Source organism: Streptomyces sp. NPDC045967 (assembly GCF_056430495.1).
The window spans coordinates 66,444-91,303 of sequence record NZ_JBWKLE010000002.1 but is presented as its reverse complement, the minus strand read 5'-3'; the positions used below and the strand labels follow the sequence as shown (position 1 = coordinate 91,303).

At 74.6% G+C, this 24,860-nt stretch carries 21 protein-coding genes; 10 read left to right on the top strand and 11 right to left on the bottom strand.

Going from position 1 to position 24,860, the window contains the following annotated elements; genetic code table 11:
• Positions 1-176: 176 nt before the first annotated feature.
• Positions 177-581, bottom strand: coding sequence for a hypothetical protein (locus AC07FY_RS04295; RefSeq protein ID WP_479000159.1), 405 nt, complete (start codon positions 579-581; stop codon positions 177-179).
• A gap of 120 nt (positions 582-701) precedes the next feature.
• On the opposite strand from AC07FY_RS04295, the gene AC07FY_RS04290 reads away from it, so the two are divergent.
• Positions 702-1,478 (top strand): MBL fold metallo-hydrolase, encoded by a 777-nt coding sequence (locus AC07FY_RS04290; protein ID WP_479000156.1) that lies wholly within the window; start codon positions 702-704, stop codon positions 1,476-1,478.
• The gene (locus AC07FY_RS04285) at positions 1,475-2,131 is read left to right on the top strand and encodes a DedA family protein (RefSeq protein WP_479000153.1); all 657 of its coding nucleotides are present in this window, start codon (positions 1,475-1,477) and stop codon (positions 2,129-2,131) included. The genes AC07FY_RS04290 and AC07FY_RS04285 overlap by 4 nt, the downstream gene beginning before the upstream one ends.
• On the opposite strand, the gene AC07FY_RS04280 is transcribed toward AC07FY_RS04285, so the two are convergent.
• The 5 genes from AC07FY_RS04280 to AC07FY_RS04260 all read right to left on the bottom strand — a co-directional run bounded on the left by AC07FY_RS04280 (position 2,128) and on the right by AC07FY_RS04260 (position 7,652).
• Positions 2,128-3,264, bottom strand: a complete 1,137-nt coding sequence (locus AC07FY_RS04280) for an MBL fold metallo-hydrolase (protein WP_479000150.1) — start codon at positions 3,262-3,264, stop codon at positions 2,128-2,130. The genes AC07FY_RS04285 and AC07FY_RS04280 overlap by 4 nt on opposite strands.
• 28 nt (positions 3,265-3,292) lie before the next feature.
• Complete coding sequence (locus AC07FY_RS04275) at positions 3,293-4,531, bottom strand: aminotransferase class I/II-fold pyridoxal phosphate-dependent enzyme (RefSeq protein WP_479000147.1); 1,239 nt, start codon at positions 4,529-4,531, stop codon at positions 3,293-3,295.
• Positions 4,532-4,722: 191 nt separating this feature from the next.
• Entirely contained in the window at positions 4,723-5,091 is a 369-nt protein-coding gene (locus AC07FY_RS04270; protein WP_479000144.1) for a maleylpyruvate isomerase N-terminal domain-containing protein, read from the bottom strand.
• Positions 5,025-6,992, bottom strand: coding sequence for a DUF5107 domain-containing protein (locus AC07FY_RS04265; RefSeq protein ID WP_479000141.1), 1,968 nt, complete (start codon positions 6,990-6,992; stop codon positions 5,025-5,027). The genes AC07FY_RS04270 and AC07FY_RS04265 overlap by 67 nt, the downstream gene beginning before the upstream one ends.
• A gap of 48 nt (positions 6,993-7,040) precedes the next feature.
• Positions 7,041-7,652, bottom strand: a complete 612-nt coding sequence (locus AC07FY_RS04260) for a GNAT family N-acetyltransferase (protein ID WP_479000138.1) — start codon at positions 7,650-7,652, stop codon at positions 7,041-7,043.
• A 34-nt stretch (positions 7,653-7,686) separates the two neighbouring features.
• Between AC07FY_RS04260 and AC07FY_RS04255 the strand changes: the two genes are divergently transcribed.
• Positions 7,687-8,421: a hypothetical protein gene (locus AC07FY_RS04255; protein ID WP_479000135.1), complete on the top strand. Its 735-nt coding sequence runs from the start codon at positions 7,687-7,689 to the stop codon at positions 8,419-8,421.
• Here the strand turns inward: AC07FY_RS04255 and AC07FY_RS04250 are convergent.
• The 4 genes from AC07FY_RS04250 to AC07FY_RS04235 all read right to left on the bottom strand — a co-directional run bounded on the left by AC07FY_RS04250 (position 8,418) and on the right by AC07FY_RS04235 (position 13,278).
• The gene (locus AC07FY_RS04250) at positions 8,418-10,436 is read right to left on the bottom strand and encodes a prolyl oligopeptidase family serine peptidase (RefSeq protein WP_479001531.1); all 2,019 of its coding nucleotides are present in this window, start codon (positions 10,434-10,436) and stop codon (positions 8,418-8,420) included. The genes AC07FY_RS04255 and AC07FY_RS04250 overlap by 4 nt on opposite strands.
• Before the next feature lie 43 nt (positions 10,437-10,479).
• Positions 10,480-11,856 carry a M20/M25/M40 family metallo-hydrolase gene (locus AC07FY_RS04245; RefSeq protein WP_479000132.1) on the bottom strand — a complete coding sequence of 459 codons (1,377 nt, stop codon included), beginning with the start codon at positions 11,854-11,856 and terminating at the stop codon, positions 10,480-10,482.
• Position 11,857: 1 nt separating this feature from the next.
• Positions 11,858-12,691 (bottom strand): M55 family metallopeptidase, encoded by an 834-nt coding sequence (locus tag AC07FY_RS04240; RefSeq protein WP_479000129.1) that lies wholly within the window; start codon positions 12,689-12,691, stop codon positions 11,858-11,860.
• 143 nt (positions 12,692-12,834) lie between these two features.
• Positions 12,835-13,278: an SRPBCC family protein gene (locus AC07FY_RS04235; RefSeq protein ID WP_479000126.1), complete on the bottom strand. Its 444-nt coding sequence runs from the start codon at positions 13,276-13,278 to the stop codon at positions 12,835-12,837.
• Between the two features lie 219 nt (positions 13,279-13,497).
• Between AC07FY_RS04235 and AC07FY_RS04230 the strand changes: the two genes are divergently transcribed.
• Both AC07FY_RS04230 and AC07FY_RS04225 read left to right on the top strand, forming a co-directional pair.
• Positions 13,498-14,520, top strand: coding sequence for an Rv2578c family radical SAM protein (locus tag AC07FY_RS04230; RefSeq protein ID WP_479000123.1), 1,023 nt, complete (start codon positions 13,498-13,500; stop codon positions 14,518-14,520).
• A gap of 112 nt (positions 14,521-14,632) precedes the next feature.
• The gene (locus AC07FY_RS04225) at positions 14,633-16,213 is read left to right on the top strand and encodes an alpha/beta hydrolase (RefSeq protein ID WP_479000120.1); all 1,581 of its coding nucleotides are present in this window, start codon (positions 14,633-14,635) and stop codon (positions 16,211-16,213) included.
• Between the two features lie 40 nt (positions 16,214-16,253).
• Here AC07FY_RS04225 and AC07FY_RS04220 read toward each other — a convergent pair whose 3' ends face one another.
• Positions 16,254-16,814 (bottom strand): HEAT repeat domain-containing protein, encoded by a 561-nt coding sequence (locus AC07FY_RS04220; protein WP_479000117.1) that lies wholly within the window; start codon positions 16,812-16,814, stop codon positions 16,254-16,256.
• A 460-nt stretch (positions 16,815-17,274) separates the two neighbouring features.
• On the opposite strand from AC07FY_RS04220, the gene AC07FY_RS04215 reads away from it, so the two are divergent.
• From AC07FY_RS04215 to AC07FY_RS04195, 5 genes are all read left to right on the top strand, one after another.
• A complete protein-coding gene (locus AC07FY_RS04215; RefSeq protein ID WP_479000114.1) occupies positions 17,275-19,071 on the top strand; it encodes a 3-hydroxyacyl-CoA dehydrogenase family protein in 1,797 nt (598 codons plus the stop codon).
• Between the two features lie 178 nt (positions 19,072-19,249).
• Positions 19,250-20,062 carry a TetR family transcriptional regulator gene (locus tag AC07FY_RS04210; RefSeq protein WP_479000111.1) on the top strand — a complete coding sequence of 271 codons (813 nt, stop codon included), beginning with the start codon at positions 19,250-19,252 and terminating at the stop codon, positions 20,060-20,062.
• A gap of 395 nt (positions 20,063-20,457) precedes the next feature.
• On the top strand, positions 20,458-21,795 hold the full coding sequence (gene ccrA, locus AC07FY_RS04205) for a crotonyl-CoA carboxylase/reductase (RefSeq protein WP_479000109.1): 1,338 nt from the start codon (positions 20,458-20,460) through the stop codon (positions 21,793-21,795).
• 22 nt (positions 21,796-21,817) lie between these two features.
• Positions 21,818-23,887 (top strand): protein meaA, encoded by a 2,070-nt coding sequence (locus AC07FY_RS04200; protein WP_479000107.1) that lies wholly within the window; start codon positions 21,818-21,820, stop codon positions 23,885-23,887.
• The gene (locus tag AC07FY_RS04195) at positions 23,884-24,858 is read left to right on the top strand and encodes an HpcH/HpaI aldolase/citrate lyase family protein (protein WP_479000104.1); all 975 of its coding nucleotides are present in this window, start codon (positions 23,884-23,886) and stop codon (positions 24,856-24,858) included. The genes AC07FY_RS04200 and AC07FY_RS04195 overlap by 4 nt, the downstream gene beginning before the upstream one ends.
• Positions 24,859-24,860 lie beyond the last annotated feature (2 nt).

Genomic DNA, 24,860 nt, shown 5'->3' with positions numbered 1-24,860 from the left:
CAGGCTCGCACAACGCGGCTCACCCGGCCGGGTGACACGGACGGCGCACCGGGGTGCGGGGCGGCGCCGGTTCACCGGGGGCGCCGCGCTGCGGTCGGCGCGGCGCCGCGGTCGGCGCGGCGCTGCGGTCGGCGCGGCGCTGCGGTCGGTGCGGCGCTGCGGTCAGGCCCCGTGCGTCAGGTGCCGTCGTAGCCCGCGGTCGGCATCGACAGCCGGCGGTGCACCTCGGCCTTCATCGCGGAGGTGTAGGCGGGTTCCCGGTGCCCGGCGGTCTCCAGCCGCACCCCGCGCCGCGCGCACTCGGCGCTGAACTCCTCCACGGAGCCCAGGGCGCGGGCCAGCACCCGCTGGTTGGCGGCGACGAAGAGGTCGACCTGCCCGGTGTCGACGTCGGACCAGAGTCCGCAGTGGTCGGCCCGCAGCCCGTAGACGAGCAGGTGCCGCGTGACGACGTACCCCCGGTCTGCGGCCCAGCGCGCACACACGGTGTGCTGGCTGCGGGTGTCCACGGCGAAGGGGTCGGCGTCGAGTTCCTCGAGCGGGGCCAGGCTGGCGATAGCGGCCACGCGCAGCTCTTCCATGGCGCCAGACCCTACTCCGATCCACCGCCGGGGAGGAGGGGGCGGCGGCCGCCGGTTCCGGGCCGCTCGGCGGGGCAGCCTCTAGGGTCGAGGGAGCGCTGCGGTGCGGGAGGGAGGGCGGTGCGGGTGGAGGTCACCTGGTGGGGCCATGCCACGTGCACGGTCGAGGACTCCGGGGTGCGGATCCTGACGGATCCGCTGTTCGCGCGGCGGCTGGCCCATCTGCGGCGGCGCCGCGGCGCGGTGCCGCCCCCCGAGGTGGCGCGGGCGGACGTGGTGCTGGTCTCGCACCTGCACCCCGACCACCTGCACCTGCCCTCGCTGCGGCTGCTGGCGCCCGGCACCCGGCTGCTGGCGCCGCGCGGTGCGCGCCGGGCGGTGCCGGGGCTGGCCCGGACGGCCGGGCTGCGCGGGCTGGCGGTGACGGAGGTGGCGCCGGGCGAGGAGGTCGCGGTGGGCGGCGGCGTACGGGTACGGGCGGTCAGCGCCCTGCACGACGGACGGCGGCTGCCGTTCGGGCCGCAGCGGGTGCCGGCCCTGGGGTACGTCGTCCAGGGCGCGGCCCGGACCTATTTCGCCGGGGACACCGGGCTGTTCGCGACGATGGCCGAGGAGGTCGGCCCGGTGGACGTGGCGCTGCTGCCGGTGGGCGGCTGGGGTCCCCACCTGGGCCCGGGGCACCTGGACGCGGGGCGGGCGGCGCTGGCGCTGGCCGAGTTGGCCCCGGCGGCGGCGGTCCCGGTGCACTACGGGACGTACTGGCCGATCGGGATGGACGCGGTGCGCCCGCACGAGTTCCACGCGCCGGGCGAGGAGTTCGCGCTCCGGGCGGCGCGGCTCGCGCCGAAGGTGACCGTACGGGTGCCCGCGCACGGCGAGCGGGTGCGGTTGCCGTGACCTGGCGCGAGATCGCGGTGGCGGCCGGGCAGGTGCCGCCGGAGACCGCCCGGCAGGTGGTGGGCTACCCGGCGCTGTTCGTGCTGGTGGCGCTCGGCGCGCTGGTGCCGGTGATCCCGACGGGGGCGCTGGTGAGCGCGGCCGCGGTGGTGGCGGTCCACCAGGAGCCGCTGCCCGCCGGGTTGGCGCTGGTGTTCGGGGTCTCGGCGCTGGCCGCGTTCACGGGGGACGTCGCGCTGTACTGGCTCGGGCGGCGCGGAGTGCGGTCGAAGGGCGGCTCGCGCTGGCTCGAGGCGCTGCGCAGGCGGGCCACGCCCGAGCGGCTGGAGCAGGCGCGGGCGGGGCTGGAGGAGCACGGGGTGCTGGTCCTGGTGGTCTCCCGGCTCCTGCCGGCGGGCCGCATCCCGGTGATGCTGGCCTGCCTGCTGGCGGAGGTGCCCCTGCGCCGCTTCGCGCGCGGTGACGGTCCGGCCTGTCTCGCGTGGGCGGCGACGTACGGCCTGATCGGCATTCTGGGAGGCTCGCTCTTCGCGGAGCCCTGGCAGGGCGTGGCGCTGGTGGTGGCACTGACGCTGCTGGTCAGCGCGGCCCCGACGCTCTGGCGGCGGGCCCGGTCGGGTATGGGCCGGCCTGATCCGAAAGGCACGGCCTAGCCGGGGGCCAGGGTGCGGGAGGCGCCGATGGGCAGGTCCCAGAGGTGTTCGCGGGGCAGGGACGCGCGGGACCAGGCCGCCCGGACGCGGTGCAGGGGTTCCATGACGGGTTCGGCCGACAGGACGAAGGCGCCCCAGTGCATGGGGGCCATCCGCCGGGCGCCGAGGTCGAGGAAGGCCCGGACCGCCTCCTCGGGGTCGGTGTGGACGTCGCCGAGCCACCAGCGCGGCGCGTAGGCGCCGATGGGCAGCAGGGCGAGGTCGATGCCGGGGTGGCGGCGGGCGATCTCCCCGAACCAGTGGCCGTAACCGGTGTCGCCCGCGAAGTAGAGCGTGCGGGGGGCGGGGCTGCGGGTGTCGGTGAGGATCCAGCCGCCCCACAGGGACCGGCAGGTGTCGACCAGCGAGCGCTTGGACCAGTGGTGGGCCGGGACGAACTCGAAGCGCACCCCGTCCAGTTCGGCCGACTCCCACCAGTCGAGCTCGGTGACGCGGGTGAAGCCCCGGCGGCGGAACCAGCGGGCCAGGCCGGCGGGGACGAAGAGCGCGGTGTGCCGGGGCAGCCGCCGGAGGGTGGGCGCGTCGAGGTGGTCGTAGTGGTTGTGGCTGATGACCACCGCGTCCACCGGCGGCAGGTCCTCCCAGCGCACCCCGACCGGCGTCATCCGGGACGGGGTGCCGAGGATCCGGCGGGACCAGACGGGGTCGGTCAGTACGGTCAGTCCGCCCGTCCGCAGCACCCAGCTGGCGTGCCCGGCCCAGGTGACGCAGACGGAGCCGGCGCCCACGGGGGGCAGCGGGGCGGGCTCGTACGGCAGGTCGGGGATCCCGCGCAGCCCTTCCGGCCCGGGCCGGAAGGCACCCTCCCGCGCGAGCCGCGCGAAGCCCCGGACACCGGGGAGCGGGGTGGTCAGCCGATCCGCGAAGGAGCGCGGCCACCGCCGGAACTCGCCCAGCGGCCGGAGCGCAGACACGGGGGCGGGAGCGGGAGCAACGCCGGCCGGGGCGGGAGCGGTGGCGGCGGCGGGGACCGGGTGCGCCGGCGGGGCGGCAGCGGGGGTGGGGGCCGCAGCCGGGTCGGCGAGCTGCGGGGGCGCGGCCTCGGGGGTCTGGGTGGGCGGACGGTTGGGCATGGGGCGGGCTCCCTTCACCGGGCGGGCATCAGGTCAGTTCGGCCAGGACTGATCCGAGGAGGTCCAGGGAGCGCCGTACGGGGGGCAGCGCGAGCGGGTCGCGGGCGGTGAGGGCGTCCAGCCGTTCCTCGGGGGTGGCACCCAGCAGCGGTCCGGTGGACAGCCGGACGCGCAGCGCGACCGGTTCGTCCGCGAACCGCTGTCCGCCCGGGGTGGGCGCGCCGAGCCGGGTGCCGAGCCAGTCCTCCAGCTCCATGGCGTCCCCGACCCCGTGCCGGGCGAGGCCCTCCCGCAGCGGGGTCAGGTCCGCGTAGAGGTGCCGGCCTGCCTGCGGGGGCCGGACCAGCGCCCCGGCGGCGAGGAGTTCGCGGTGGGCGGCGGCGGCGACCGCGCCGTGCAGGGCGGCCGCCGCGCGGGCCCGTCCGGCGACGGCGCCGGGTTCGTCGAGGGCGTGGGCGGCGGCTCCCGCGACCGGACCGGCGACCAGCGCGCCGGTCGCGGTCAGGACGTCGAGGGTGCCGGCGCGCAGCCACGTCCCGCGCGGGGTGTCGGGGAAGCGGACGACGGCGGCGGGCCAGCCGGGGGGCAGCAGCGACCCCGACAGGTCGAGGAGGACGGCCACCCGGTCGGGGAGCATCTCGGCCGGACTGAGGACGAGGGTGTCGTGCGGCCGGTGGACGGTGTCGCGCCAGCTCTCGTCGCTGACCACGAAGAGCCCGGCGGACTCGGCGGCCTCGCACGCCTCCCGCAGCATCTCGGGCGGCGGCACGGTCGCGGTCGGGTCGTCGGCGACGGACAGGAGCAGCACGCGGGGGTCGCCGCCCTCGGCGCGCACCCGCCGCACGGTCTCCAGCAGGGCGTACGGGTCCGGGACGCCGCCGCACTCGGCGGGCGTCGACACGTGATAGGCCCGCCGTCCCAGCAGCCGGACCTGCGGGGTCCACCAGGCGGGGCACGGGCGGGGCAGCAGGACGTCGCCCCCGTACGCGCCGAGCAGCGCGAGCAGCAGCGCCGGGGCTCCCGGCCCCGCCGCCACGTCCTGCGGGTCGGTCACCAGCCCCCGGCGAGCCCAGTACCGGCAGGCGGCCTGCCGGACGGGGTGGCCGCCGCCGGGGGGTTCGGGGGCGGCGCGCACGGCGGCGGCCTCGGCGAGCACGCCGACGAGTTCGGGCAGCGCGGGCAGGCCGGGCTCGGGCGGTGGGCCGTACCGGACGGGGCCGCGGCCCTCCGGGACCGGGCCCCGGCCCTCCGCCGTGGTGCGCTGCATCCCCTCCACCGTCGCCCGCCTCCCGCGCTCGTGCGCTCCGCTCCTCCAGCCCTGACCTTTATACGATTATTCACGGGGATATGCCCGCTATCGAGGTGAAGGGCCTACCGGGCCGGAGCGTCCCGTCCTCAGCCCCGCCTCCCCACCAGAGATCGCCCGGGACCGGTCCCAGGCGTGCACGACCCAGTACCTCACCGGCAGAACGCGTCGCCCAGCTCCGCGACCGGGCGGCCCCCGGGGACCAGCGGCGGGATCCCCAGCCGCTCCCCGGTGACGTGGTCGACCAGGTCCCGCCCCGTCCACCGGGTGCACGGGGCGGGCGCGCCCCACTGGTCGTGCGCGACGGCGCGCAGCCGCCGCCGAAGAGGCCGAGCGCCTCGGCGTGCCGCTCCGGCAGCGATTGCGGCACGGCTCTCGCCGTCCTGGTGGGGACCGGTCCCCCCGCGCCCCCTCTCCTCGCCCGGTCGGGAACCTGACGGCCGGGCCGCGGCCGTCAGCCCGAGGGGCGCATGCGGAAGTCGTAACGGGCCGGGAGCGGGCGGTCGGTCAGCTCCGACCATGCCTCGCCGAGGCTCTCCTCGCCCTCCCGCAGGTCCGGAATCTCCAAGCCCTCCTCGAAGACCCGCCGGGCCGCCGCCGCGTGGCCCTCCGCCGCCAGCAGCCGGGCGGCGAGGAGCCGGAAGCGGCCCCGCTCGCGCAGGGCGGGCCGCAACCGGTCCCAGACCCGGCGGGCCCCGGGCAGGCGGCCGGCGGCCAGCAGGGCCGCCATCGCCTCCTGTCCGAGCGCCGACTCCGCGGCCGTCCACGCCTCGCCGCCGCGGCTCTCCGCGGCGAGGTCGTCGAAGGCCGCCGCGTACCCGTCGGCCGCCCTCGCCACGTCACCGGCGAGTGCGTCCGCGAGGGCCAGGCAGCGCAGCAGCGGCCACCGCGAGGGGGCGAGGGCCAGGCCGCGCTCCCAGCTGCGGACGGCCTGGGCCACGTCCCCCGCGTGCCACTGGGCCACGCCCAGGTGGTACTCGGTCAGCGGTTCCGCCGGGGCCGTCTCCAGCATGTCCCGCCAGTGCGCGGCGACCAGGCTCGGTCCCGGCGGGGCCACCCGGCGCGCGGGCGGGAAGACCCCCGTGCGCCACAGCTCCAGCCACGGCTGCTGGTCCTCCCCGAGCGCGGACTCCTCGAAGGGGGTGCCCGGCAGCTTGTGGCCGCCGCACATCACCTCCAGCGCCCCCCAGCCCGATCCCGCGGCCAACCGCTCCCCCGGCTCGGCGTCGGCGCGCTCCCGCCACGCCTCGTAGGCCGCGTCCACGCGCTCCCGGGGCAGTACGGCGTCCAGCGCGTCCAGCGCGGCGCCCCGGGCCGCCGCCCAGTCGGCTCCGTGCACGGCCGGGACCGGTGCGGACAGCGGACCGTACGCCTCCAGCCAGCTGAACTCCGCCCCCGCCTCGAGGCGTACGTGCTCCAGCTGGGTGCGGGCCAGCCCCGCCTGGATCTCGGCGTAGCCACCCGTGCCCGGCTCGGTCAGCCACTCCTGCCAGCGCCGGCCGCCGGCGCCCGCGCCCCAGACGAAGAGCTTGCGCCCACGCAGCCGGGCGGTGGAGGTCTGCACCAGCCCCCGCCCGTCGGCGCCGAGGGAGGCGATCCAGGGCCGGGCCCCGGCCGGCACCTCGTAGAAGAAGTCGGCCGGGTACTCGCTGCGGAGCGGGTAGGTGCGGTCCGCTCCCTGCCACTCGGGCACCGGGATGCGGCGCAGCGCGCGCTCGTAGCCGAAGTGCCACGCCTCGTCCGCGGGGGCGAGAACGCGGGTGCCCGGGTCCTCCGGTACGGCGGTGTTGGACCACCAGTAGACGGGTGCGGGCCGCTCGTGCGGGTTGCGCACGCGGACGCCGACGTAGAGGAACTCCGAGTCCCCGGGCAGCCACAGGTCCACCTGGAAGGGCAGGTCGCGCAGCCGTTCCCACTCCCACAGCCGGACCATCTCGCCGCCGTCCGGGGCGGGGACGAGCGCGGCGTGCAGCGGAGCGCAGGAGAGGGTGGTGTGGCCGGTGGCGCCGATGTTCCACTCGATGCCGCCGGAGAACCAGGCGCCGTTGAGGGCGAAGTCGGCGGGCTGCAACACCGGGTTGCGGTAGAGCAGTTCGCGGCCGGTGGGCAGGTGCACGAGGGAGTGGACGCGCCCGCCGAGCCCCGGCAGCACGGTGACCCGCAGGTGCTCGTTCTCGATGACGATCGACTCGAACTCCCGCTCCGTCCGCTCCCGTCCGTAGCCGTCGCGGATCCGGACCGGCAGCAGCGAGCGCAGCGGCTCGTAGCCCATCTGCCGCGCCATGTCGCGCGGCAGGCCGTCGCGCGCGCGCTCGTCCAGCCGGTGCACCTCACGGGGAGCGCGCAGGGCGGGCAGCGGATTCTCGGGCCCCAACGGGGCTGCGGGGAGGGTCAGTACGGCGCGGCGGACGGTGGTGGCCATGGGGAAATGGAACACGCAGCGGCGGCCGCTGCACAGGGGTCCCGCGGATCAGCGCCGGTCAGGATTGGGCAAAGGCCCCGGGCGGGGTGCGGACGCGGGCCCGGGCGCGGCGGGCGCTCCGGCGGTGACGGCCCAGCGTTCGTGGTCGCGCCAGGCGCCGTCGACGAGGAGGAAGTCGGGCGAGAACCCTTCCAGCCGGAAGCCGGCACCGCGGACCAGCGCGATCGAAGCGGTGTTGCCCGGCTGGATGTTGGCCTCCAGGCGGTGCAGGCCGAGGCCGCCCGCGCCGGCCGGGGCGAAGGCGTGGGCGAGGATGAGGCGCAGTGCCTCGCGGAGCAGTCCCCGCCCGGCGGCGTGCGCGAAGGCGCCGTAGCCGAGGGCTCCGCACTGGAAGGCGCCCCGGACGATGTTGTTGACGTTGACGAAGCCCGCGAGGGCCCCGGTGGCGCGTTCGCACACGAGGAAGCCGGCACGGCCGTCGCCTTCGGTCAGCCGCGTGGCGTACGGCTCGTACTCCTCGAGCGTCGCGGGCGGGAACAGCCAGGGGTGGTGCAGGTCGCGGCTCTCCCGCACGCGGGCGGTGAACTCGGGTCCGTCGGCGAGCCGGAAGGGCCGCAGGCCCACGCGCGCGCCCTGTGTCACATACGCGGAAAACGTCATTCGCCCAGGTTAGGGCGTGTGACAGGATCACGCCGTGATCATTTCCCCCGGCCCGGACGGGCTCCTGCGGGCGGCGGCGCGCGACAACGCCGAGTGGTGCGACGCGGTCGTGCGCGGCCACGGGCCGGCCGGCGCGTTCGGCCCCGACTGCTGGACCAGCGCGCGCCGGACCCCGCCGCTGTACCCCGACGCCGTCACCCTCGCGCCGGGTGCCTCGGGGCCCGCGCTGCTGGCCGCGGTCGACACCGCCGGTCCCGGCTGCTCGGTCAAGGACAGCTTCGCCGACCTGGACCTGACCGGGGACGGCTTCGCGGTGCTGTTCGAGGCGCGGTGGATCCACCGCCCCGCCGCGACGCCCGCCCCGGCGGGCGGCGCGCACCTGGAGTGGTCGGCGGTGACCGGCGGCGCCGGGCTCGCCGAGTGGGAGGCCGCCTGGGCCGGCGAGGAGGGCACCGGCCTGTTCCACCCGGGCCTGCCGGGCCGGGGCGCCTTGTTCCTCGCGGGCCGCGCGGGGGGCCGGATCGTCGCGGGGGCCGTCGCGCACCGCGGCAGCGGCGGTGTGGTCGGCCTGTCCAACGTGTTCGCCCACGACGACGCCGACGCCGGCGCCGCCTGGGCGGGGGCGCTCACCGAGGTCGCCGCCCGCCGGCCGGGCCTGCCGGTCGTCGGCTACGAGTCGGGGGACGACCTCGACGCCGCGGTGGAGGCCGGCTTCACCCCGATCGGCCCGCTCCGTGTCTGGCTGCAGGACACGTCCGACAGGGCCTAGAGCTCCAGTCTCAGCTCCAAGCGGGGCACGTCGGTGCGTTCGATGCCGAACACCTGGGTGTAGAGGGAGAGTTCGGCCTCCAGGGCGCGGACCATCGTCTCCGCCCTGCGGAAGCCGTGCCCCTCTCCGGGGAAGGCCAGGTAGGCATGGGGTACCGGCCGGCCCCGCAGGGCCGCGAGGAGGCGCTCCGCCTGGGCGGGCGGGCACACCGGGTCGTCGAGCCCCTGGAGCAGGACGAACGGGGCGGTGATCCGGTCCGCGCGGGCCACCGGCGAGCGTTCGCGGGAGCGGACGGCGAGGACCCGCGGAGGTCCGGCGAGGCCCTCGACGTAGCGGGACTCCAGGTCGTGGGTCTCCTCGGCGAAGCCGAGCAGGTCCAGCACCGGGTAGATGACGGCCGCGCAGACGTACAGGTCCGTGGCGGCCAGCGAGGCCGCCGCGGTCCAGCCGCCCGCGCTGGCCCCGCGGATGGCGAGCCGGGCCGGGTCGGCCGTGCCCTCTGCGGCCAGCGCCCGGGCCACCGCCGCGCAGTCCTCCACGTCCACGACGCCCCACTGCTCGCGCAGCCGCTCCCGGTAGGCGCGGCCGTAGCCGGTGGAGCCCCCGTAGTTCACCTCGACGACGCCGATGCCGCGGGAGGTGAAGTAGGCGATGTGCAGGTCGAGTACGGGCGGTACGTGGTCGGTCGGGCCGCCGTGCGCCCAGACCACGTACGGGGGCAGTTCGTCGGCGGGGGCCCGGCAGCCCGGGTGGTGCGGGGGGTAGACGTGCGCGTGGACCTCCCGGTTGTCGGGGCCGATGAAGGTGCGGGTCTGCGGCTCCGGGTAGAAGGCGGGATCCACCGGATCCACCCCGGGCGCCCCGACCACCCGGGCGTGACCGGTGGCGGTGTCGAGTTCCACCACCTCGTACGCGCTGCGCGGGCTGGCCGCGACCCCGTACACGCGGGTGCCGCTCACGGCCAGCGTCGGCTGCCAGGCGGTCCACGGGCCGGCGGCGTCGACCAGGTCCCCGCTGTCGGGGTCGAGGACGCCGAGGACGCAGGCGCCGCGTCCGTGCAGGACGGCGACGGGGCCTTCCGGCAGCGGCGCCATCCAGCGCAGCCCGGGCTTCCACAGCGGGCCGCCGAACTCCTCTTCCCTGGGGCACGCGTTGACCGCGTCCCCCGTCTCCGGGTCCACCCGGTACGGGTTCCACCAGCCGCTGCGGTCACTCACCGCGAGGAGGGTCCCGCCCGCCGTCCACTCGGCCTGGGCGACGGCCTCGGCGGGGCCGCCCAGTACCGTACGGGCCCGCCCGAGCCGGCCGTCCGGCGTGACCTCGGCCAGGCGCAGTTCGGTCCCGTCCCAGGGCATCCGCGGGTGGTCCCACACCAGCCAGGCCGCGTGGCGCCCGTCCGGCGAGAGCCGCGGGCCGGTGCTGAACCGGTGCTGGTCGTCGCCGAGTTCCCGTACGGCGGCCCGGTCCTCGGCCGCCGACCCGTCCAACGGCACCGCGACGGGCAGCCGGCGGACGTCGGTCGGGGCGGGACCGGTGAACTCCTCCATCAGGCACCAGACTTCGGCGCCGCGCAGCAGCGGGTCGGCCCAGCGCAGTCCGCCGCCGACGGCCGAGACGGGGGTCAGGGGCCGCGGCAGCGCGGCGTCCCCCGGGGCGTCGGGCTCGTAGGCGTAGAGCCGCTGGTCGGCGAAGTGGACGAAGACCACCAGCGGCCCCGCCGCGGCCCGTTCCGCCCCCGCCCAGGGCAGCCCGCCGTATTCGGTGAACCGGCTGCGCACGTCCCAGGGCGCGGGCAGCTCGGTGACGCCCTGCCCACCGGGGCCGCCGTCGGCGGGGCGGCGCACCAGGGCCCTGCGGCCGCCCTCCCGCGGCCTGGGTTCGGTCCACCACACCTCGGCGCCGACCGTTCCCACGTACTCGGGGCGCCCGTCGAGCGAGGCGGCGAGTTCGGCGGTGAGGGGCGAGGGCCAACTCCCGTAGGGCAGGGTGCCGTACGGCAGGGCGCCGTACGGCACGCCTCCGGGGGGCGGGGTCGGCGACGCCGTCACGCGCTCCTCCTCACAGCGTCCGCAGCGCGCGGTCGAGGACGCGGACGCCGAAGTGCAGCGCGTCCACGGGGACCCGCTCGTCCACGCCGTGGAACAGGGACCAGTAGTCGAAGCCGGGCGGCAGCTTCAGGGGGGAGAAACCGTAGCCGGTGATGCCGAGCCGGGAGAACTGCTTGGCGTCGGTGCCGCCCGCCATGCAGAAGGGCACCACGTGCCCCTCGGGGTCGAACCGTTCGACGGACTCGCGCAGGATCGCGTAGGTCCGCCCGTCCACGGGGGCTTCGAGCGCGACCTCGCGGTGGTGGAACTCCCACGTCACGTCGGGGCCGGTGAGCGCGTCCAGGGTGGCGGTGAACTCGGCCTCGCCGCCCGGCAGCGTCCGGCCGTCGACGTAGGCGGTGGCCTGGCCGGGGATCACGTTGAGCTTGTAGCCGGCGCTGACCATGGTGGGGTTGGCGCTGTTGCGGACGGTCGCCTCGACCAGGGCGGCGGCCGGCCCGAGGCTGCCGAGCACCCCGTCGAGGTCGAAGCCGGGGGCCCTGGGGTCCACCGGCGTGCCCTGGAGGGCGGCGAGTTCGGTGATGCAGGCGACGACGGTGTCGGTCAGGCGCACCGGCCACTCGTACGCGCCGATCCGGGCGACGGCGGCGGCGAGCCGGGTCACGGCGTTGGCCCGGTTGGGCTTGGAGCCGTGTCCGGCGGTGCCGTGCGCGGTGAGCTTGAGCCAGGCGGTGCCGCGTTCCCCGGCGGCGATCGGGTAGAGGGCCCGGCCGTCGCCGGGGTGCACGGTGAAGGCGCCGGACTCGCCGATCCCCTCGGTGCAGCCCTCGAAGAGGTGCGGGTGGTGGTCGGCGAGGAAGCCGGAGCCGTCGACCGCGCTGTCCTCCTCGTCGGCGGTGAAGGCGATCACGATGTCCCGGCGGGGCCGCACGCCGGCCCGCGCCCAGGCCCGTACGACGGCCAGCACCATCGCGTCGGTGTTCTTCATGTCGACGGCGCCGCGACCCCAGACCACGCCGTCCCGGACCTCCCCCGAGAAGGGGTGCACGCTCCAGTCGGTGGCCTCGGCCGGCACCACGTCGAGGTGGCCGTGGACGAGGAGGGCCTCCGCGGACGGGTCCGACCCGGCGACCCGGGCCACCACGTTGGTGCGGCCCGCGGTGCGCTCCAGCAGGACCGGCTCGAGCCCGGCGGCGGCGAGGCGCTCGGCGCAGTACTCGGCGGCGGGCCGCTCGCGGCAGTCGCCGCCGCCCCGGTTGGTGGTGTCGATCCGGATGAGGCCGGAGGTGAACTCGACCGCCTCGTCGAGGGCCGCCCGGTCCACGGCGCCGGCCGGGGCGCGGTCGTGCGCCGGGGCCGGGACCTCCGCGGCGGCGACTACGGGCATGTCAGCCATACTGCTCCTCCACGGCCGTGGAGACGACCGTCGTGACGGCCTTGAAGGTGCGGATCCCCTCGTACATCGTCTCGCTGCGGTAGGCGACCCGGCGTTCGCCGCTGCGCTCGACACCGGGGACCAGCGTGGCGGTCATCGCCAGGTGCTCGGCGTCGAACTCGACCTCGACGGTGTGGGGGCCCACGGACACGGGTTCGCGCCGGACGGCCAGGGCGGTGGCCTCCTTGGCCGCCGCCCGGATGTCGGCGGCGGTGCGGGCGGGGGTCCGGCACACGGCGGCGTAGCGCGAGACGTGGTCCTTCACCGCGACGGTCACCGCGTCCGGCGCGTATCCGGCGGCGTCGGCGCAGGTCAGGTCGTCGCCGGTGACCAGGACGACCGGCACCCCGTACTCGGCGACGACGTGCGCGTTGAGCAGGCCCTCGCCGGCCCGGATCCCGTTGAGCCAGACGCCGGTGATGGAGTTGGCGAGGTAGGTGTGGGCGAGGACTCCTTCGGCGCCGGCACCCGTGTGGTAGCCGACGAAGGCGATCCCGTCGACGTCCCCGTGCTGGACGCCTTCGACCATGGAGAGCGCCTTGTGCCGCCCGGTGAGCATCTCGGCGCGGGCGTCGAGCTTCTCCAGGTACAGGTTGCGCATGGTCGCGTGGGCCTCGTTGATGAGGACCTGCTCGGCGCCGCCGTCGTAGAAACCGAGCACGGCCGCGTTGACGTCCGAGGTGAACAGGGACCGGCAGCGCTCCCACGCGGCCGTTCCGGGCAGCACGTCCTCGGGCCAGGTGACGCCGGTGGCGCCCTCCATGTCGGCGGAGATGAGGATCTTCATCGAACCCCCGGTCGGTTGCGGAGAGCCAGCCTAGCTCGCGCGGCTCCGCCGGGCCCGGGGCCACGCCCGGGTCGCGGGGGCTCACCGGGGGCGCGCGTTCCACCCGATCCGGTGAGCCGCCCGGCGGCGCGGTGCGCCCGGGATCAGGCCTCGACCTCGGCGGCCAGGTTGGCCAGCAGGGAGTCGTAGATCCGCCCGAGGCCCTTGGGGGCGAAGGTGCGCTCGAAGAAGCCGCCGATGCCGCCGGCACCGTCCCAGACGGTGGTGACCACGGCCCGGGACTTGCCCTCGCCGGCCGGGGTGACCACCCAGGTGGTCACCATGGAGGAGTTGCGGTCCTTCTCCACCAGCTGGCCGTCGTTGGGCTCGGTGACCTCCAGCAGGCAGTCGCGCACGCGCTTGCTGGTGGCCTGGAGCTTCCAGTGGACCAGGGTCCCCTCGCCGTCGCCGCCCTCGCGCACCTCGTACTCGCTGAAGTGCTCGGGCAGCAGCTTCCCGCGGGTTCCGGTGTAGTCCGCCAGCGCGTCGAACACCGTCTCCGCGTCGGCCGCGATGATCCGCTCCGTGGTGGCCTCGACCTGCGCCATGGCTGTTCCTCCAGCAGTTGTGATCGCTCGTCACGGCGAAGCCAACCACCTCCGGGGCGGTCGCCCAAATCCGCCGCCGGGAAGGGCCGCGCCTCCTCCCTCCGGAACGCCTGGCGCCGCCCCGGCGCCTCCGGCACGTGCCCGGCGCCGCACCGATGCCTCCGCACGATCATGGGAACGTTTGTTCTATTCTCGGAAATCCGACACCGAGGAGGCACCATGCGCTGGGAGAATCTGACCGGGGGCCCGGGCGGCCCCGCCGCGCTCTTCGGGGCCGACGCCGTCGTGACGCGCACCGTCGACACCCCCGAGTTCCGCGGGATCACCTTCCACGAGGTCCGGGCCCGCTCGATCGTCAACCGGGTGCCGGGGGCCTCGCGCATGCCGTTCGAATGGACGGTCAACCCCTACCGCGGGTGCAGTCACGCCTGCGTGTACTGCTTCGCCCGCAACACCCACAGCTACCTGGACCTCGACACCGGCCTCGGCTTCGACTCGCAGATCGTCGTCAAGACCAACGCGCCCGAGCTGCTGCGCCGCGAGCTCGGTGCGCGCCGGTGGACCGGCGCGCACATCGCCATGGGGACCAACGTCGACTGCTACCAGCGCGCCGAGGGCCGCTACCGGCTGATGCCCGGGATCATCGAGGCGCTGCGGGACCGCGCGAACCCGTTCTCCATCCTCACCAAGGGCACGCTGATCCTGCGCGACCTGCCGCTCCTGCGGGAGGCCGCCGAGGTCACCGACGTCGGGATCTCCGTCTCCGTCGGCTTCACGGACGCCGCACTGTGGCGGACCGTGGAGCCCGGGACGCCCTCCCCCGCCGCCCGGCTGCACGCGGTGCGGACCCTGACCGACGCCGGGATCGAGTGCGGGGTGCTGATGGCTCCGGTCATCCCCTTCCTGGGGGACGCGCCGGAGCAGCTGCGGGACACCGTCCGCGCCGTCGCCGAGTCGGGGGCCACCTCGGTGACACCCCTGGTACTCCATCTGCGGCCCGGTGCGCGCGAGTGGTTCACGGCCTGGCTGGGCGAGCACCACCCGCACCTGGTGGCGCGCTACGAGCGGATGTACGCGGGCGGTGCGTACGCGCCCACCTGGTACCAGCGCCGGATCACCCGCCAAGTGCACGAGCTGGCGACGGAATTCGGCATCGGCCCGAACGGGCGCGGAAGGGCCCGCCGGACCGTCGTCCCCGAGCGGCCGGCGCCGGCCGGACCCGCCCAGCTCACCCTCCTGTGAGGCCCCCGCACCCCTGAAAGGTCATCACATCGGGCCAATGGGGCGCCCAATCCCGCCTTCCGGGCGTGGTTTCCGGGACGATTCCGCCCAGAACCCTCGGCTGGGAGGCCCCATGCTGCACCCCTTGAAGAAGCGCGCCGCTGTCCTGCTGTCGATCTCGACCGTCGCCGCCGTCGCCTCCGTTCTCGCGAGCCCGGTCCCGGTCACCGCGGCGGCGCCGGCCGCCGCCGCGCCGCAGCAGGCCGCGCTGCGCTGGACGGGCTGCGCGACCCCGCGCTACCCGACGCTCCAGTGCGCCTCCCTCGAGGTCCCCCTCGACCACGACCGGCCCGCCGGCCGCCGGATCTCCCTCGCCGTGACCCGGGTCCCGCACACCGCTGCCACCTCCGCCGGCCCGCTGCTGGTCAACCCCGGCGGCCCGGGCGGCAGCGGGCGCGCCCTGGCCGGGTTCGTCGCCTCGGCCCTCCCCAAGGACGTGGCCGCCCGGTTCGACGTGATCGGCTTCGACCCGCGGGGCGTCGGCAGGAGCGAGCCGGCGCTCGACTGCGGGCCGGGCCACTTCAAGGCGGTCCGGCCGGACTCCGTACCGCTCGACGCGGCGACCGAGCGGGCCAACCTGGAACGGGTGCGCTCCTTCGCCGAGTCCTGCGGGGCCCGGCACGCGGACGTGCTGCCGCACATCGACACGGTCTCCGCCGCCCGCGACATCGACCTGCTGCGCGCCGCCCTCGGCGCCGAGCGCATCAGCTACTTCGGCTACTCGTACGGCACCTACCTGGGCGCGGTCTACGCCAAGCTCCACCCGCGGCGGGTGCACCGCCTCGTCCTGGACTCCGTGGTCGACCCGAACGGGGTCTGGTACGAGGACAACCTGGCGCAGGACCGGGCCTTCGACGCCCGCCACAAGGACTTCCTCGGCTGGGTGGCGAAGCACCACGCCGTGTACGGGCTCGGCACCGACCCGGCCGGCGTCGAGCGGCGCTGGTACGCGGTGCGCGAGGAGCTGCGCCGGACGCCCGCGGGCGGCACGGTGGGCCCGTCCGAGCTGGAGGACACCTACATGCCGGGCGGCTACTTCAACGGCTACTGGCCCGCTCTGGCCGACGCGTTCGCCGCGTACGCCGTGAAGAAGGACCCCAAGCCGCTGGTGGCCGCCTACGAGCGGTTCGGCGCGGTGGACCCGGCCGCGGGCAACGGCTACAGCGTCTACACCGCCGTGCAGTGCCGCGACTCCGCCTGGCCCCGGAACTGGAACCAGTGGCGCGCGGACATGTGGCGCACGCACGCCGAGGCGCCCTTCATGACCTGGAACAACGCCTGGTACAACGCCCCGTGCGCGTTCTGGCCCACCGAGCCGCTGCGGGCCCCCGACGTGGCCAACGCGGACCTGCCGCCCGCCCTGCTGCTGCAGGCGACGCAGGACGCGGCGACCCCGTTCCGCGGGGCGCTGAGCATGCGGGACAAGCTCAAGGGCGCGGCCCTGGTCGTCGAGGAGGGCGGCGGCAACCACGGCATCTCGCTGAGCGGCAACACGTGCCTGGACGAGAAGGTCGCGGCCTATCTGACGACGGGCCGCGCCGCGGACGCCACCTGTCCCGCCCCGGCGGAACCGAAGCCAACCACGGCGACCCGTGCGGTCCCGCCCTCGGCGGGCGGCGCGGCCCTGCACGGGCTGCTGGGCTTCCGGGGCTGAGGACCGGCCCGCCGGTCGGGGCGACGCCGGCCGGGTCGGGTCAGCCGAGCGCCCGCAGGGCCTGCGTGGCCGCCACGGCGAGGCGGGGGTGGGCCTGGGCTCGGGTGAGCACCTCGCGGGCGCGGGCGTCGCCGAGGGCGCCGAGGCCCTCCACGCACGCCAGCGCGACCCGCCAGTACGGGTCGTGCGGGGAGAGCAGCCGGGACAGGGTCGTGATCAGGGCCGGGGCGGACTCCGGGGCGCGCAGGGCGGTGAGCAGCCGGACGGGCTGCAGCGCGTAGGCCGTGCGCAGGCCGTTGGTGGCGAGGGCGGCCGCGGCCCTCGCCGTGCGCGGGTCGCCGAGCACGGCCAGCGCCTCGGCGGCCGCCGCGCAGCGCGGCGGGTCCCGGTGGTTGAGCAGCAGGACGAGGCTCTCGAAGGCGCGGCGGTCCCCCGCCAGCCCCAGCCGGTACGCGGCCAGTTCGCGCGCCCACAGGGGCAGCCCGGCCGAGGTCAGGGAAGCCGCCAGTTCGTCCGGCCCGGCGGCGCACAGGGTCTCGTAGCGCGCATCGCCGGGGGAACCGGCGGCTTCCGCCCGCAGGCGATCCAGCACGTCGTTCACCCCGTCACCCTAGGGGCCCGCGGCGGCCGCCAGGGCCTGTTCGCCGCGATTGATGATCGATGATCGATGATCGGTACATTTGGGCGGTACAGGTCACATCTCCGCGCTCTGGCGCGCGAGTTACCAACGGGTTACTGTCGATCCACACGTACGAGGCGGCCTGGTGACGCAGCCGCCCGTGCCGGTCGGTTCAGCACGACAACACGGCGTGGCCCCGGGACAGGGCGCCGCCGCTCCCGCCCTCGGGGCTCCCGCTCGCCGGGGTGCCCGTGTCGGGGCTCCCGCTCCGCGGGTCTCCGCTCCCGGGCTTCCCGGTCCGCCGGGCGCCCGTCCGGGCTCTCCCCACGCCCTTGCCCACCGTTCTCCCCGCGGCCCCCCGCGCGCTGGGACACGGCAGCCGCGCGCGCTGTGCGGCGCGCGCCCCCCTTCAGTCGTCACCCTCTTCCACTGGAGTCCCTCGATGGACCGTCAGTCCAGTCACCCCACCCTCCAGACCATCGCCGTCGTCGGTCTCGGCACCATGGGCACCGGCATCGCCGAGGTCCTCGCCCGGGCCGGCCGCGAGGTCATCGGCATCGACGTCAGCGAGGCCGCCGCGGGGCGGGCCGCGGCCGCCCTCGCGGTGGCCACTGCCCGCTCCGTCACCCGGGAGCGCCTGACCGAGCAGGAGCGGGCGGACGTCCTCGCCCGCTTCCGCACCTTCACCGAGCTGAGCGCCGCCGCCGAGGCCGATCTCGTCATCGAGGTCGTGCCGGAGTCCTACGAGCTCAAGCAGCAGGTGTTCCGCGAGCTGGACGCGGTGGTCCGGCCCGGCACGATCCTCGCCACCGGCACCAACGCGCTGTCGGTGACCCGCCTCGCCGCCGAGTCCCGGCACCCCGAGCGGGTGCTGGGCCTGCACTTCTTCAACCCGGCCCCGGCGATGAAGCTGGTCGAGGTCGTCTCCAGCGTGCTGACGGCCCCGCCGGCCGTCGAGGCGGTCACCGCGCTGGCCCGCGAGCTCGGCAAGGAGCCGGTCGCAATCGGCGACCGCCCCGGCTTCGTCGCCGACGGCCTGCTCTTCGGCTACCTCAACCAGGCGGCGGCCATGTTCGAGGCCAAGTACGCCTCCCGCGAGGACATCGACGCGGCGATGCGGCTCGGCTGCGGCCTGCCCATGGGCCCGCTCGCCCTGCTCGACCTGGTCGGCGTGGACACCGCGCGCACCGTCCTGGAGGCCATGTACGCCTCCTCCGGCGACCGCCTGCACGCTCCGGCCCCGATCCTCGGCCACCTCGCGGAGGCCGGCCTGACCGGGCGGAAGGCCGGGCGGGGCTTCTACACGTACGAGGCTCCGGGCAGCTCCGTGGTGGTCCGCGACCAGCAGACCCCGCCGGAGGAGTCCGGGCCCGGCGCGGGCCGGCCGGTCACCTCGGTCGGCGTGGCCGGCTCGGGCACGATGGCGAGCGGGATCGCGCAGGTCTTCGCGCAGTCCGGGTTCGACGTGGTGCTGGCCGCCCGCAGCCAGGAGAAGGCGGACGCGGCCAAGGCCGCGATCGGCACGTCCTTGGGCCGTGCGGTGTCCAAGGGCAGGCTGACGCAGGAGGCCGCCGCGCAGACCCTGGCCCGGATCACCCCGGCCGGATCGCTGGACGCCTTCGCCGGGGTGGATCTGGCCGTGGAGGCCGTGGCCGAGGACCTCGGGGTCAAGCAGGAGCTGTTCGCGGCCCTGGACAAGGTCTGCAAGCCGGGCGCCGTGCTGGCGACGACGACCTCCTCGCTGCCGGTGATCGCGGTGGCCCGGGTGACCTCCCGGCCGCAGGACGTCATCGGCATGCACTTCTTCAACCCGGCTCCGGCGATGAAGCTGGTCGAGGTGGTCCGCACGGTCCTGACGGCCGACGATGTGCACGCGACGGTCCGCGAGATCTGCCTCAAGGTGCGCAAGCACCCGGTGGACTGCGGGGACCGGGCCGGGTTCATCGTGAACGCCCTGCTGTTCCCGTACCTCAACAACGCGGTCAAGATGGTCGAGCAGCACTATGCGAGCCTCGACCAGATCGACGCGGCGATGAAGCTGGGCGGCGGGTACCCGATGGGGCCCTTCGAGCTCCTCGACGTGGTCGGCCTCGACGTGTCGCTGGCCATCGAGAAGGTCCTCCACAAGGAGTTCCGCGACCCGGGCCTGGCCCCGTCCCCGCTGCTCGAGCACCTGGTGGCGGCGGGCTGCCTGGGCCGGAAGACCGGCCGCGGATTCCGTGAGTACGCCCGCCGGTAACCCCCGGCCGGGCCACGAGCCGGATGCGTGGGGAGGGCTCCTCGGGCCCCCCGGACCCTCACGGTGGGCGAACCCTCCCGACGAGCACTGTGTGCCCAGTGCCGGCCCTCCCCCGCATCCACCTCCCTCCCACCCCCCTCGGGCGCGCTCCGGCGTGCGGATGAAGTACGTTCGCTCTATGTCCCAGCCCGCCAAGACCTCGTCCCGCGCCGCCGCGGCCTCCGACCCGCAGGAGAGCTCCGCGGGCACGAAGGCGGCCGCCCAGCGGCTCAAGATGCGCCGCGAGCTCGCCACGGCCGCGATGGAGCTGTTCGCGACCAAGGGGTACGAGGCGACGACGGTCGACGAGATCGCCGCGACCGCGGGAGTGGCGCGCCGGACCTTCTTCCGGCACTTCCGGTCCAAGGAGGAGGCGATCTTCCCGGACCACGACGACACCCTGACCCGCGCCGAGGCCGTCCTCGACGCGGCCCCGGCGCACGAGCACCCGCTCGACACGGTGTGCCGCGGGATCAAGGAGGTCATGAAGATGTACGCCGCCTCGCCCGCGGTGTCGGTGGAGCGCTACCGGCTGACGCGCGAGGTGCCGGCGCTGCGGGAGCGGGAGATCGCCTCGGTGGCCCGCTACGAGCGGCTGTTCACGCGCTACCTGCTCGCCCACTTCGACGAGCAGGACCACCACGACGGCAACGACGACCCGCTGCTGGCCGAGGTGGCCGCCTCGGCGGTGGTGACGGCCCACAACCACGTCCTGCGGCGCTGGCTGCGCGCGGGGGGTCAGGGGGACGTGGAGACGCAGCTGGACCACGCCTTCGCGATCGTGCGCAAGACCTTCGGCACCGGGATCGGCGCCGGCCGCACCCTGGCCAGTGCGCCGCCCGCGCCGGCCGCGGTGCGCACCCAGGGCGAGGTGCTGGTGGCGGTGGCCCGGACCGACGCCCCGCTGGACGAGGTCATGCGGACGATCGAAGAGGCGCTGCGCACCGCCTAGCACCGCAGAACACCACGAGCGATCCTCGTCACACAGGGCCGCCCCCGCTTGGGGCGGCCCTCGGTGTTTGTCCGGCTTGCCCCTACTCGCGGGTAACTCTGATCGATCATCGCTCATCGGTGCAGGTCAATCCGCAGATGAGAGAAAGTTTTGGCACGCGGTGCCTTGCCGGGTGACACGGCGTGCCATACGTTGAATGTGTCCGGATGTCCCCGCGGCCCACGCCCACTCGGCACGGAACGCGCCCCGGATGCCTGCGTCACCAGGCCCCGCACGCCCCACCACAGGCGTCGCCCGCAGCACAGCACCAGCCGGACCGACGGCACACCCGCTCCCGCACCACGCACCCCGATTACCTCAGCGCACCCTCATCAGCGCTAGCCGGAGGCTCTACCGTGAAGGACATCCTGGACGCGATCCAGTCGCAGGCCGCCACGCCCGCCGACTTCGCAGCCCTGCCGCTCCCCGACTCCTACCGCGCGGTCACCGTGCACAAGGACGAGGCGGAGATGTTCTCCGGGCTCACCACCCGCGAGAAGGACCCGCGCAAGTCCCTGCACCTGGACCAGGTCCCGGTGCCGGAACTGGGCCCGGGCGAGGCCCTGGTGGCCGTCATGGCCTCCTCGGTCAACTACAACTCGGTGTGGACCTCGATCTTCGAGCCGGTGTCCACCTTCAGCTTCCTGGAGCGCTACGGGCGCCTGTCGGAGCTGACCAAGCGGCACGACCTCCCCTACCACGTCATCGGATCCGACCTCGCGGGCGTCGTGCTGCGCACCGGCCCGGGCGTCAACGCCTGGAACCCGGGCGACGAGGTCGTCGCGCACTGCCTCTCGGTCGAGCTGGAGTCCTCCGACGGCCACAACGACACGATGCTCGACCCCGAGCAGCGCATCTGGGGCTTCGAGACGAACTTCGGCGGCCTGGCCGAGATCGCCCTGGTCAAGTCCAACCAGCTGATGCCCAAGCCCGCCCACCTCAGCTGGGAGGAGGCCGCCTCCCCGGGCCTGGTCAACTCCACCGCCTACCGCCAGCTGGTCTCCCGCAACGGCGCCGGCATGAAGCAGGGCGACAACGTCCTGATCTGGGGCGCCAGCGGCGGCCTCGGCTCCTACGCCACCCAGTTCGCGCTGGCCGGCGGCGCCAACCCGATCTGTGTCGTCTCCTCCCCCGAGAAGGCCGACATCTGCCGGGCCATGGGCGCGAGCGCCGTCATCGACCGCAACGCCGAGGGCTACCGGTTCTGGAAGGACGAGCACACCCAGGACCCGAAGGAGTGGAAGCGCTTCGGCAAGCGCATCCGCGAGCTGACCGGCGGCGAGGACATCGACATCGTCTTCGAGCACCCCGGCCGCGAGACCTTCGGCGCCAGCGTCTACGTCACCCGCAAGGGCGGCACCATCACCACCTGCGCCTCGACCTCCGGCTACATGCACGAGTACGACAACCGCTACCTGTGGATGTCGCTGAAGCGGATCATCGGCTCGCACTTCGCGAACTACCGCGAGGCGTGGGAGGCCAACCGCCTCATCGCCAAGGGCAAGATCCACCCCACCCTGTCGAAGGTCTACTCCCTGGAGGAGACCGGCCAGGCCGCCTACGACGTCCACCGCAACCTGCACCAGGGCAAGGTCGGCGTCCTGGCCCTCGCCCCCGAGGAGGGCCTCGGCATCCGCGACCACGAACTGCGCGCCCAGCACATCGACGCCATCAACCGGTTCCGCAACATCTGAAGTCCGCAGAGGATCGCCTGAGATGACAGAGCGCCAGAAGGACAGGCCGTGGCTCATGCGGACGTATGCCGGCCACTCCACGGCCGAGGCGTCCAACGAGCTGTACCGCCGCAACCTCGCCAAGGGCCAGACCGGCCTGTCGGTCGCCTTCGACCTGCCGACGCAGACGGGCTACGACCCGGACCACGTCCTCGCCCGCGGCGAGGTGGGCCGGGTCGGGGTCCCCGTCTCCCATCTGGGCGACATGCGGCGGCTGTTCCAGGACATCCCCCTGGAGCAGATGAACACCTCGATGACGATCAACGCCACCGCCATGTGGCTGCTGGCGCTCTACCAGGTGGCCGCCGAGGAGCAGGGGGCCGACGTCTCCAAGCTCCAGGGCACCACCCAGAACGACATCGTCAAGGAGTACCTCTCGCGCGGGACGCACGTCTTCCCGCCGGGACCCTCGCTCCGCCTGACGACGGACATGATCGCGTACACGGTCAACCACATCCCGAAGTGGAACCCGATCAACATCTGCAGCTACCACCTGCAGGAGGCGGGGGCCACCCCGGTCCAGGAGATCTCCTACGCGATGTCCACCGCGATCGCGGTCCTGGACTCCGTCCGCGATTCGGGCCAGGTGCCCGAGGAGCGCTTCGGCGAGGTGGTCGCCCGTATCTCCTTCTTCGTGAACGCGGGCGTCCGCTTCATCGAGGAGATGTGCAAGATGCGCGCCTTCGGCCGGATCTGGGACCAGATCACCCGTGAGCGCTACGGCATCGAGGACGAGAAGCAGCGCCGCTTCCGCTACGGGGTGCAGGTCAACTCACTGGGGCTGACCGAGGCGCAGCCGGAGAACAACGTCCAGCGCATCGTGCTGGAGATGCTGGCCGTCACCCTCTCCAAGGACGCCCGCGCCCGCGCGGTGCAGCTGCCCGCCTGGAACGAGGCGCTGGGCCTGCCCCGGCCCTGGGACCAGCAGTGGTCGCTGCGCATCCAGCAGGTCCTCGCCCACGAGAGCGACCTGCTGGAGTACGAGGACATCTTCGAGGGATCCCGCGTCATCGAGGCCAAAGTCGACTCCCTGGTCGCCGACTGCATGGCCGAGATCGAGCGGATCCAGGAGATGGGCGGCGCGATGGCCGCCGTCGAGTCCGGGTACCTGAAGTCGCAGCTGGTCTCCTCGCACGCCGAGCGGCGGGCGCGGATCGAGGCCGGCGAGGACAAGATCGTCGGTGTCAACTGCTTCCAGCAGACCGAGGAGAACCCGCTCACCGCCGACCTGGACGGCGCCATCATGACCGTGGACGGGGCCGTGGAGGCGCTCACCGTCGAGCGCATCGTCCGCTGGCGCGCCGAGCGGGAGGAGTCCTCCGAGCGGCAGGGCAACGGCGACCCGTTCGTCTTCCCCACCACCCGGCAGGCCCTGGACCGGCTCAAGGAGGCGGCTGCGGGCACGGAGAACCTGATGGAGGCCACCCTGGAGTGCGCCAGGGCGGGTGTCACCACCGGCGAGTGGGCGAGCGCCCTGCGCGAGGTGTTCGGCGAGTTCCGCGCCCCGACCGGGGTCTCCTCGGCCCCGGTGGCGGTCACCGCGGAGCCCGGCACGCCGATGCACGAGGTCCGCGAGAAGGTGGCCCGCACCGCCGAGGAGCTCGGCACGGGCCGGCTGCGCCTGCTGGTCGGCAAGCCGGGCCTGGACGGGCACTCCAACGGCGCCGAGCAGATCGCCGTGCGGGCCCGCGACGCCGGGTTCGAGGTGGTCTACCAGGGCATCCGGCTGACGCCCGAGGAGATCTCCTCCGCGGCGCTGGCCGAGGACGTGCACTGCGTGGGACTGTCCATCCTGTCCGGTTCCCACAGCGCGCTGGTCCCGGACGTCCTGGAGCGGCTGCGCACGGCGGGGGCGGGCGACATCCCCGTCATCGTCGGAGGCATCATTCCGAACGCGGATGCCGTGACGCTCAAGGCGGCCGGCGTGGCCGCCGTGTTCACGCCGAAGGACTTCGGCATCACGGAGATCATCGGACGTATCGTCGACGAGATCCGCAAAGCCAACAAACTCGCCCCTCTAGAGATCCTTGCCAGCACGGAGGTCCCCGCATGACCACGCCCGCCCACCCTGTGAACCGTCTCCGGCCGCGTCGCTCCTGCCTCGCGGTGCCGGGTTCGAACCCGCGCTTCCTGGAGAAGGCCCAGGGCCTGCCGGCCGACCAGGTCTTCCTGGACCTGGAGGACGCCTGCGCGCCGCTCGCCAAGGAGGGCGCCCGCCACACCATCGTGGACGCGCTGAACAACGGTGACTGGACGGGCAAGACCCGGGTCGTGCGCGTCAACGACTGGACCACCCACTGGACCTACCGCGACGTCGTCACGGTGGTCGAGGGCGCCGGCCAGAACCTCGACTGCATCATGCTGCCGAAGGTCCAGGACGCCCAGCAGGTGGTGGCGCTCGACCTGCTGCTGACGCAGATCGAGAAGACCATGGGCTTCGAGGTCGGCAAGATCGGCATCGAGGCGCAGATCGAGAACGCCAAGGGCCTGGTGAACGTCGACGACATCGCCGCCGCCTCCCCCCGACTCGAGACGATCATCTTCGGCCCGGCCGACTTCATGGCCTCCATCAACATGAAGACCCTGGTCGTCGGCATGCAGCCGCCCGGCTACGGCGCGGACGCCTACCACTACATCCTGATGCGGATCCTGATGGCGGCCCGGACGCACGACCTCCAGGCCATCGACGGCCCCTTCCTCCAGATCCGCGACGTGGACGCCTACCGCGAGGTGGCCGGCCGGGCGGCGGCGCTGGGCTTCGACGGCAAGTGGGTGCTGCACCCCGGCCAGGTCGACGCGGCCAACGAGGTCTTCTCCCCCTCCCAGGAGGACTACGACCACGCCGAGCTGATCCTCGACGCGTACGACTGGTGCACCTCGGAGGCCGGCGGCAAGAAGGGCTCCGCGATGCTCGGCGACGAGATGATCGACGAGGCGAGCCGCAAGATGGCCCTCGTCATCGCCGGCAAGGGGCGCGCCGCGGGCATGCAGCGCACCAGCAAGTTCGAGATCCCGGAGGCCTGATC